6 protein-coding genes are annotated in these 8,487 nt (G+C 75.7%); 2 read left to right on the forward strand and 4 right to left on the reverse strand.

The window, feature by feature from the left end; translation table 11 throughout:
- Window positions 1–18: 18 nt before the first annotated feature.
- Entirely contained in the window at window positions 19–2,535 is a 2,517-nt protein-coding gene (locus tag L6E17_RS20060; protein ID WP_236242104.1) for an FHA domain-containing protein, read from the reverse strand.
- A 119-nt stretch (window positions 2,536–2,654) separates the two neighbouring features.
- On the opposite strand from L6E17_RS20060, the gene L6E17_RS20065 reads away from it, so the two are divergent.
- Window positions 2,655–4,058, forward strand: a complete 1,404-nt coding sequence (locus L6E17_RS20065; protein ID WP_236242105.1) for an NADP-dependent succinic semialdehyde dehydrogenase — start codon at window positions 2,655–2,657, stop codon at window positions 4,056–4,058.
- A 136-nt stretch (window positions 4,059–4,194) separates the two neighbouring features.
- On the opposite strand, the gene L6E17_RS20070 is transcribed toward L6E17_RS20065, so the two are convergent.
- Both L6E17_RS20070 and L6E17_RS20075 read right to left on the reverse strand, forming a co-directional pair.
- Window positions 4,195–5,178, reverse strand: a complete 984-nt coding sequence (locus L6E17_RS20070) for a glutathione S-transferase family protein (protein ID WP_236242106.1) — start codon at window positions 5,176–5,178, stop codon at window positions 4,195–4,197.
- Window positions 5,179–5,206: 28 nt separating this feature from the next.
- Window positions 5,207–6,109 (reverse strand): helix-turn-helix domain-containing protein, encoded by a 903-nt coding sequence (locus tag L6E17_RS20075; RefSeq protein WP_236242107.1) that lies wholly within the window; start codon window positions 6,107–6,109, stop codon window positions 5,207–5,209.
- Between the two features lie 179 nt (window positions 6,110–6,288).
- Here L6E17_RS20075 and L6E17_RS20080 point away from each other — a divergent pair, with 179 nt between their 5' ends.
- On the forward strand, window positions 6,289–7,299 hold the full coding sequence (locus L6E17_RS20080; RefSeq protein WP_236242108.1) for a hypothetical protein: 1,011 nt from the start codon (window positions 6,289–6,291) through the stop codon (window positions 7,297–7,299).
- A gap of 313 nt (window positions 7,300–7,612) precedes the next feature.
- On the opposite strand, the gene L6E17_RS20085 is transcribed toward L6E17_RS20080, so the two are convergent.
- A partial coding sequence (locus L6E17_RS20085; RefSeq protein ID WP_236242109.1) for a PHP domain-containing protein occupies window positions 7,613–8,487 on the reverse strand: 875 nt, incomplete at its 5' end.

An 8,487-nucleotide genomic window follows, 5' to 3' on the forward strand; every position in this document is an offset into this window, starting at 1 on the left:
CGGCTCCTCTCCAGGTCGCTACCTGCGCATGATCACCGGCTCGTGGCGGCGCAGCAGCCGCGCCACCGCGAACAGGAACACGACGGCGAGCGCCAGCAGCACCCCCATGTCGAGCAGCCACGTCCCGACCGAGTGCGCGAACAGCGGATCGTCCGCCTTCGGGCCGGGGACCGTGGCTCCCAGGTCCACGGTCGACGCCATCGCGGCGAACGCCCAGCGGGACGGCACCAGCCACGCGAGCTGCTCCAGCACCGGCGTCCCGCGCACCTCCAGCAGCGCCCCGCAGAACACGACCTGCACGATCGCCAGGAGGACCAGCAGCGGCATGGTGACCTCCTCCTTGCGCACCAGGGCCGACACCAGCAGCCCCAGCGTCATGGCGGTGAAGGACAGCGCCGCCACCGCCACGACCAGCTCCACCAGCGGCGGCAGCAGCATGCCCTGCCCGTCCGGCGCCCCCAGCGGCACGCCCACGAGGGCGACGAGCGTCAGCACCACCGCCTGCACCACGGTGACCAGGCCCAGCACCACCACCTTCGACATCAGGTAGGCGGACCGGGACAGGCCCACCGCCCGTTCCCTGCGGTAGATCGTGCGCTCCTTCACCAGCTCGCGGACCGCGTTCGCCGCGCCCGTCAGCACACCGCCGACGCACAGGATGAGCAGCACGTTCAGCGAGGACTCCGGGCCGAGCCGGCCTTCGGAGAGGGCCCGCGCCATCGCGCCCATCACGAAGGGCAGCGCCACCATGATCGCCAGGAAGGTGCGGTCCGCGCTGAGCGCCGCCGCGTACCGGCGCACCAGCGTCCGCAGCTGGGAGCCCCAGCTCTGCGCCTTGGGGGGCGGTGCGGGCGGTGCGGCCGTGCCGGCTCCCGGCGGCGGCTCGCGGTGCGGCGGCGCCGGCTCGACGTACCGCTGCCGGAACGCCGAGTCGCGGAAGCGGCCGGCCCAGTCGCGGGCCCGGTCGGTCTCGAACGCCTCGAACGCCTCCGGCCACTGGGCGAACCCGAAGAACCCCAGCGCCTCGCCCGGCGGCCCGTAGTAGGCGATCCGCCCGCCGGGCGCCAGCACCAGCAGCCGGTCGCACACGTCCAGGCTGAGCACACTGTGCGTGACGACGATGATGGTGCGCCCGTCGTCGGCGAGGCCGCGCAGCATGTGCATCACCGACCGGTCCATGCCCGGGTCCAGCCCGGACGTCGGCTCGTCGAGGAACAGCAGCGACGGCTTCGTCAGCAGCTCCAGGGCCACACTGACCCGCTTGCGCTGTCCGCCCGACAGGCTGTGCACCGGCTGGTCCGCCCGCTGCTCCAGACCCAGCTCGCGCAGCACCTCGGCGACCCGCGCCTCCCGCTCCGCGCGGGCCGTGTCCTGCGGGAAGCGCAGTTCGGCCGCGTACCCGAGGGCGCGCCGCACGGTCAGCTGGAGGTGCAGGATGTCGTCCTGCGGGACCAGTCCGATGCGCTGGCGCAGCTCGGCGTACTCGCGGTACAGGTCGCGCCCGTCGTACAGGACCGTGCCCCGGTCGGCGGGCCGCAGCCCGGTGAGGGCGTTCAGCAGCGTCGACTTGCCCGCGCCGCTCGGCCCCACCACGGCCAGCAGCTGCTTCTCGCCGACGGGGAAGGAGACCCCGTCGAGCAGGGTCCTGCGGGTCCCGTCACGGGCCCCGCCCACGGTGACGGACAGGCCCTGCACGTCGAGGGAGACCTCACCGGTGTCGGTGTACTCGACCAGTCGCCCGCCGACGAGGACGTACGCGCAGTGGCCGATGCCGACGACGTCCTCGGCCGTGACCCGCGCGGTGCCCACGCGGCGGCCGTTGAGGAAGGTGCCGTTGTGACTGCCCAGGTCGTGGATCCAGTGCGTGCCGTCCGGCCGGAGCCGCAGCTCCGCATGGCGCCGCGACACCACGAGGTCGTCGACGACCACGTCGTTCCCCGGGTCGCGGCCGATGCGCACGGTGCCGCCCGGCAGCGGCCGCACCGACGTGGGCCGCCGGAACGCGCCGGTGGCCCCGGGCAGCGACCCGGGCCGCACCTCGTCCGGCGCGCCTCCGGCGGCGGCCCGCGCCGCGGCCGCGGACGACGGCTCCCCGGTGGGTGGTGACGGCTCACCGGTCGGGGGCGACGGCTCCCCGGTGGGTGGTGACGGCTCACCGGACGGGGGCGACGGCTCCCCGGTGGGTGGTGACGGCTCACCGGTCGGGGGCGCCGTGGCCGGGGGCGACAGCACCCCGCCCGGGCCGTCCTCCGGGTGCCCGAAGCGGAGCACCGTACCGGCGTCCACGGCCTCCACCGTGACGCGCCGTCCGTTCACGTACGTCCCGTTGGTGCTGCCCTCGTCCCGTACCGTCCACCGGCCCCGCTCCGGCCGCAGCACCGCGTGGTGCCACGAGACCCGGGCGTCGGCGAGCACGATGTCGCCGGCGGGGTCGCGCCCGACGCGATAGGCCCGGCTCGGGCGGATCGCGGTGGGCTCCCCGGCGACATCGAGCACCAGCTCGGGTGCGGTGGGTGCAACCGGCCGCTCTCCCATGAGGAAATCCTATCTTCGCGTACCGTTATGCGCCGTTTCAGCCGTGTACGTCCCTGCGGTGGCGGGAAACGGGGAACACGAACGGAACACCGCCCCCGACAGGCCCGAGGAGGCCGACCATGCCCATCGCGACGGTGAACCCGGCGACCGGCGAGACCCTCAGGACGTTCCCGCCCCACGACCCCGCGGAGGTCGAACGGCGGCTGGAGGCCGCCCGCACCGCCTTCCGGCGCTACCGCACCACCTCCTTCGCCGAGCGGTCCGCCCTGCTCCGGCGCGCCGCGGACCTGCTGGAGCAGGAGCTGCCGGACATCGCCGCGACCGTCACCACGGAGATGGGCAAGACCCTCACCGCCGCCCGCGCGGAAGCGGCCAAATGCGTCAAGGCAATGCGCTGGTACGCCGACCGGGCCGAGGCCCTGCTCGCCGACGAGCGCCCGGCCGCGGCCGACGTGCACGACGCCGGCGCCGCCGCCGCCCGCGTCCACTACCGGCCCCTCGGCCCGGTCCTCGCGGTCATGCCGTGGAACTTCCCGCTGTGGCAGGTCGTGCGGTTCGCGGCGCCCGCCCTCATGGCCGGGAACACCGGACTGCTCAAGCACGCGTCGAACGTGCCGCAGACCGCCCTGTGGCTGGAGGACCTGCTGCTGCGCGCCGGCTACCCGGAGGGCGTCTTCCAGACCCTGCTGATCGGCTCGGGGGACGTGGAGGGCGTGCTGCGCGACCCCCGGGTCGCCGCCGCCACCCTCACCGGCAGCGAGGGTGCGGGACGCGCGGTCGCCGCGGTCGCCGGTGACGAGATCAAGAAGACGGTCCTGGAGCTCGGCGGCAGCGACCCCTTCCTCGTCCTGCCGTCCGCCGACATCGCCGCGGCCGCCGCGACCGCCGTCACCGCCCGTGTCCAGAACAACGGCCAGTCCTGCATCGCCGCCAAGCGGTTCATCGTCCACACCGACGTCTACGACGACTTCACCGACCGCTTCACCGCGGGCATGGCGGCCCTCACCGTCGGCGAGCCCGCGGACGGGACCACCGACGTCGGCCCGCTCGCCACCGAGGCGGGCCGGGCGGACGTGGAGGAACTCGTCGACGACGCCGTCCGCAGGGGCGCCGAGGTCCGCTGCGGCGGCGGCAGGCCGCGCGGCCTGCCGGGCCCGCTGGCCGGCGGCTGGTTCTTCGAGCCGACCGTCCTCACCGGCGTCGACCCCTCCGCCCGCATCCACCGCGAGGAGGCGTTCGGGCCGGTCGCCGTCGTCTACCGGGTCGGCAGCCTGGACGAGGCGGTCGCCGTCGCCAACGACTCCCCGTTCGGACTCAGCTCCAACGTGTGGACGCGGGACGACGCGGACGTCGAGCGCTGCGTCCGCGACCTGGAGGCCGGCGGGGTCTACGTCAACGGCATGACGGCCTCGCACCCGGCGCTGCCGTTCGGCGGCGTGAAGCGGTCAGGGTACGGGCGCGAGCTGTCGGGGCACGGCATCCGCGAGTTCTGCAACGCCACGACGGTCTGGCGCGCGGACTGACCACGCGCGGCGCCCCCCGCCGCAGTCAGCCGCCGTTGCGGCGGGCCGCCGCCTCAGCCTGGGCGTGCCGCCGCCGCTGGCTGGGAGTCCCGCCGCCACAGCCGGACGGGCCGCCGCCGGCACCGCCCCGCCGCTGTCACAGCGGGACGATCACCTCGTCCTCCGGCGGCGGGGGCGGCGGCGTGCCGTCCCCGAACGGCCGGCCGCCCAGCTCCTCCCGGTGGTGCGGGGCACGCCAGCCCCGCAGGTCCGGGCCGCGGGGCACGATCCGCCGCGGGTTGAGGTGCTCGTGCACCACGTAGTAGTGCCGCTTGATGTGGTCGAAGTCCGCGGTGTCCCCGAACCCCGGGGTCTGGAACAGGTCGCGCGCGTACGCCCACAGCACCGGGTCCTCGGCCAGCTTGTTCCGGTTGCACTTGAAGTGGCCGTGGTAGACGGCGTCGAAGCGCACCAGGGTGGTGAACAGCCGCACGTCGGCCTCCGTCAGGGTGTCGCCCATCAGGTAGCGCCGCCGCGCCAGGCGCTCCGACAGCTGGTCGAGCCGCGCGAACAGCCGCCCGTACGCCTCGTCGTACGCCTCCTGCGTACCGGCGAAACCCGCTTCGTACACCCCGTTGTTGACGTCCCGGAAGACGTCGTCCATCAGCGCGTCCATCTCGTCGCGCAGGTGCTCCGGATAGAGTTCGGGCGCGCCGGGCCGGTGCAGCGCGGTCCACTCGGTCTCCAGGTCGAGCGTGATCCGCTGGTAGTCGTTGGTGACCAGCCGCCCGCTCGGCACGTCCACCACCGCCGGCACGCTCACCCCGTCCGGCTGCCCCGGCTCCCGCGCCTCGTACGCCTCGTACAGGAACCGGATGCCCAGCACCGGGTCCCGTCCGCCGGGGTCCAGGGCGAACCGCCAGCTCCGCTCGTCCTGCACGGGGTCCGCCACCGCGAGCGACAGCGCCCCCTCAAGGCCCAGCAGCCGCCGCACCACCAGCGAGCGGCTCGCCCACGGGCAGGCGCGGCTGGCCACCAGCCGGTAGCGCCCGGCCTCCACGGGCCAGCCGTCGCGGCCGTCGGCGGTGATGCGGTCGGTGAAGCGGCTGGGTGCGCGCAGAAAGCGCCCGTCGTCGTCCATGCCGGCCGGGTACCCGCCGGGGCCGCCGCTATGGCCGCCGGGGGCGGGGAGCCGGCCGCCGGCGCTCCTGGTCGGGCCGCTGGTCGGGGCCCTGGCGCTGGCCGCCGCAGGTCCGGGCCCGCAGGGGCCGGGCGCGGCGGCCGGCGGGCTCCTCGCCCGGCCGGAACGGCAGCACGATCAGCCGGGCGCGGGGCGCCGCCATCGGTTGCGCGGCGCACACGGACACCCAGCCGGGGCCCCGCTCCGCGTGGTGCACCGGCCGCTCGCCCTCGACGGGCCGCAGGTACGCGCCGGCCGACCCGTAGATCCGCGCGGCCGCCGGGTCGGCCAGCACCTCCCGCTCGATGCCCGCCAGGACGGGGTCGCCCGGGTCCGCGGCCCGCGCCGCCCGCAGCTGCGGCAGCACCAGCGGCGCCCAGGCCGTCTCCCACCGCGGCAGCATCACCCGGGCCTGCGGGGCCACCGCCATCCACCGCATCGTGTTCTCCGGGACGCGCCGCCCCGGGAAGAGCGCGGCGAACGGCTCGTTGTGGGCGAGCAGGTTCCACGAGCGGTCGCTGATGTACGCCATGTGCGAGACGCCGTCCAGCACCTCCTGCCACGCCCCGGACACCACCTCGCCGGACCGCGGGTGCAGCGGGTACGGCGGGTCCTGCCCCAGCGCGTACCGCCACAGGGCCACCCAGTCGTGCTCGTTCATGCCGAGGAGCCGCGCCACGTCCTCCAGCAGGTCCAGCGGCGGGTTCGGGTACCGGCCCGACTCCAGCCGCCCGTACGTGTCGGGGGCGCGGTGCAGGAGCTGGTCGACCTGCGCCTGCGACAGCCCGGGGGCCCGCCGGCCCTGCCGGGTGGGCCGGGACAGCCCGTGGTCCTCCGGCGCGATCAGCGCCCGTCGCTCCCTGAGCAGGAAGCGCAGAGCGACCTTGTCCATGACGATCTCTCTCACCTGTGGCGTGACGTGCCTCGCCGCCGGCCCCCGGCGCCGCCCGCCGGGGCGGCAGCCGCACACGGCCGCACCGGTACGCTGGCGCGTCGTGCGCCGGCGATCAAGCGCCCCCGGGGTGCGTGCGTGCGCACGGCGTACACACGCAGTCGTCAACAGGGGCATACATGACGGAAACGGACCACCCGGCGCGCGTGGCGGCAGAGCTGTCCCCCACCGCCAGGCGGCTTTACGCCCGCATCACCCGCGACGAGCCCGTCCGTCCCGAGGACACCGCCGACCTGCGCGAACTGGTCGCCTGGCGGCTCGTCGTCGTCGACCCCGACCACCCCGAGCGGCCCATTGCCCTCGACCCGCAGGAGGCGGGCAGGCGCCGCATCGACGAGGAGCTGCGCGACATGGCGGGCCGGGCCGCGCAGATCGCCGCCATCCCCGCCCTCAGCGACGAGCTCGGCCTGCACTTCGCCCGCGCCCGGTGGCGGTCCGGCTCCAGCAGCGAGTTCCTGGCCGACGGCGAGCAGGTCGCCGCACGCGTCTGCGAGGCCGTCGACCGGGCGGAGGGCGAGGTGCTCGCCGCCGACCCGCACGGCGCCCGCGGCCGGGCCGACACCGACGCCCGCAGCCGCGCCGCGCTCGCCCGCGGCGTCGCCCTGCGGGCCCTGTACGGCGACAGCGCCCGCGACGACGCCGCCGCACGCGACCGGGCCGCCGCCCTGTCGGCGGCGGGCGCCCGGCTGCGCACCCTCGCCGCGCCCTTCCAGCGGTGCGTGGTCGTGGACCGCCGCCAGGCGTTCATCGCCGACCACGTCGTCGGCGCCGCCCCGTCGCAGACCGCCTGGCACGTCACCGACCGGGCGCTGGTCGCCTACATCGCGGAGTCCTTCGAGGACGCGTGGCGGCGCGCCGACGTCTGGTACGGCGACCCGCGCAAGGCCCTGCCCGCCGACGGCGACCGGCTGACCCCCCGTCAGCGGGAGATCCTCATCGACACCGCCGCGGGCGTCGACCAGCGCATCACCGCCCGCCGCCTCAACATCGGACTGCGCACGCTCACCACGGAGCTCGGACGGCTGCGGGCCCGCTGGGGCGCCGGCACCCTCGCCGCCCTCGCGTACCAGTGGGCGCTGTCCCCGGAGCGCCACCACGCCGCCGCGGACGGCCCGCCGGCCGAGAACTGACCGGCCTGTCTTTTCCACTGAAAAACTGTCAGAGGAAAACCGGCCCGCGGCTGCTGCATGCTGGAGGGAGAGGCCGGAGGTCACGCGACTGCGGGACCAGGCCCGTCGCGGCCGTCGAGCGTCCGCGACGCCGGTATTACGGGGGTCGTTATCCGCGCCTCATGCCAGAACCGGCAGTGCAGGGCACGGGCAGCGTGCCCTGCCGGGCATCGCGCGGATACCACGAGGTCACTGCCAGGGCCCGTGGAACGCAAAACCGATCCCCTCGGTACGTCCCCCGTGATACGGCTCCACCGGGCCCGGCGCCCGGGCGTCACACGCCCTCGGGCACCGTCCCCGTCCGCGTCCACGCCAGCAGCCGCTCGGCCGGCCACGCCGTGACGACCCGCTCCGCGGGCACCCCGCACTCCTCGGCCCGCGCACAGCCCAGCACCTGCCAATCCAGCTGGCCCGGCGCGTGCGCGTCCGTGTCGATCGCGAACAGCGTCCCCGCCGCCACCGCGCGCCGCAGCAGGCGGCGCGGCGGGTCCAGCCGCTCCGGGCGGCTGTTGACCTCCACCGCCGTCCCGGACTCCGCACACGCCGCGAAGACCCGGTCCGCGTCGAACTCCGACTCGGGGCGGCGCCCCCGGCCGCCCGTCACCAGCCGCCCCGTGCAGTGCCCCAGCACGTCCACCAGCGGACTGCGCACCGCGCGCACCATGCGCCGCGTCATCGCCGGGGCGTCCATCCGCAGCTTGGAGTGCACGGAGGCCACCACCACGTCCAGCCGCTCCAGCAGCTCGGGCTCCTGGTCCAGCGACCCGTCGGGCAGGATGTCGACCTCGATCCCGGTCAGCATCCGGAAGGGCGCCCACCGCTCGTTCAGCTCCGCCACCACGTCCAGCTGCTCCCGCAGCCGCTCGGCCGACAGGCCCCGCGCCACCGTCAGCCGCGGCGAGTGGTCGGTCAGCGCCACCCACGCATGGCCCAGCGCCGCCGCCGTGCGCCCCATCTCCTCGATCGGACTGCCCCCGTCCGACCAGTCGGAGTGCGTGTGGCAGTCACCGCGCAGCGCCTCCCGGAGCGCCGCCCCCGCACCCCCCGGCTCCTCCCGGGCCACCTCGTCCTCCAGCCGCCGCAGATAGCCGGGCACCTCGCCGGCCAGGGCCTCCCGCACCACCTGCGCGGTCTTCGGCCCGACGCCCC

It is taken from the genome of Streptomyces sp. CC228A (assembly GCF_021390935.1).
In the GTDB taxonomy this organism is placed as follows: Bacteria; Actinomycetota; Actinomycetes; order Streptomycetales; family Streptomycetaceae; genus Streptomyces.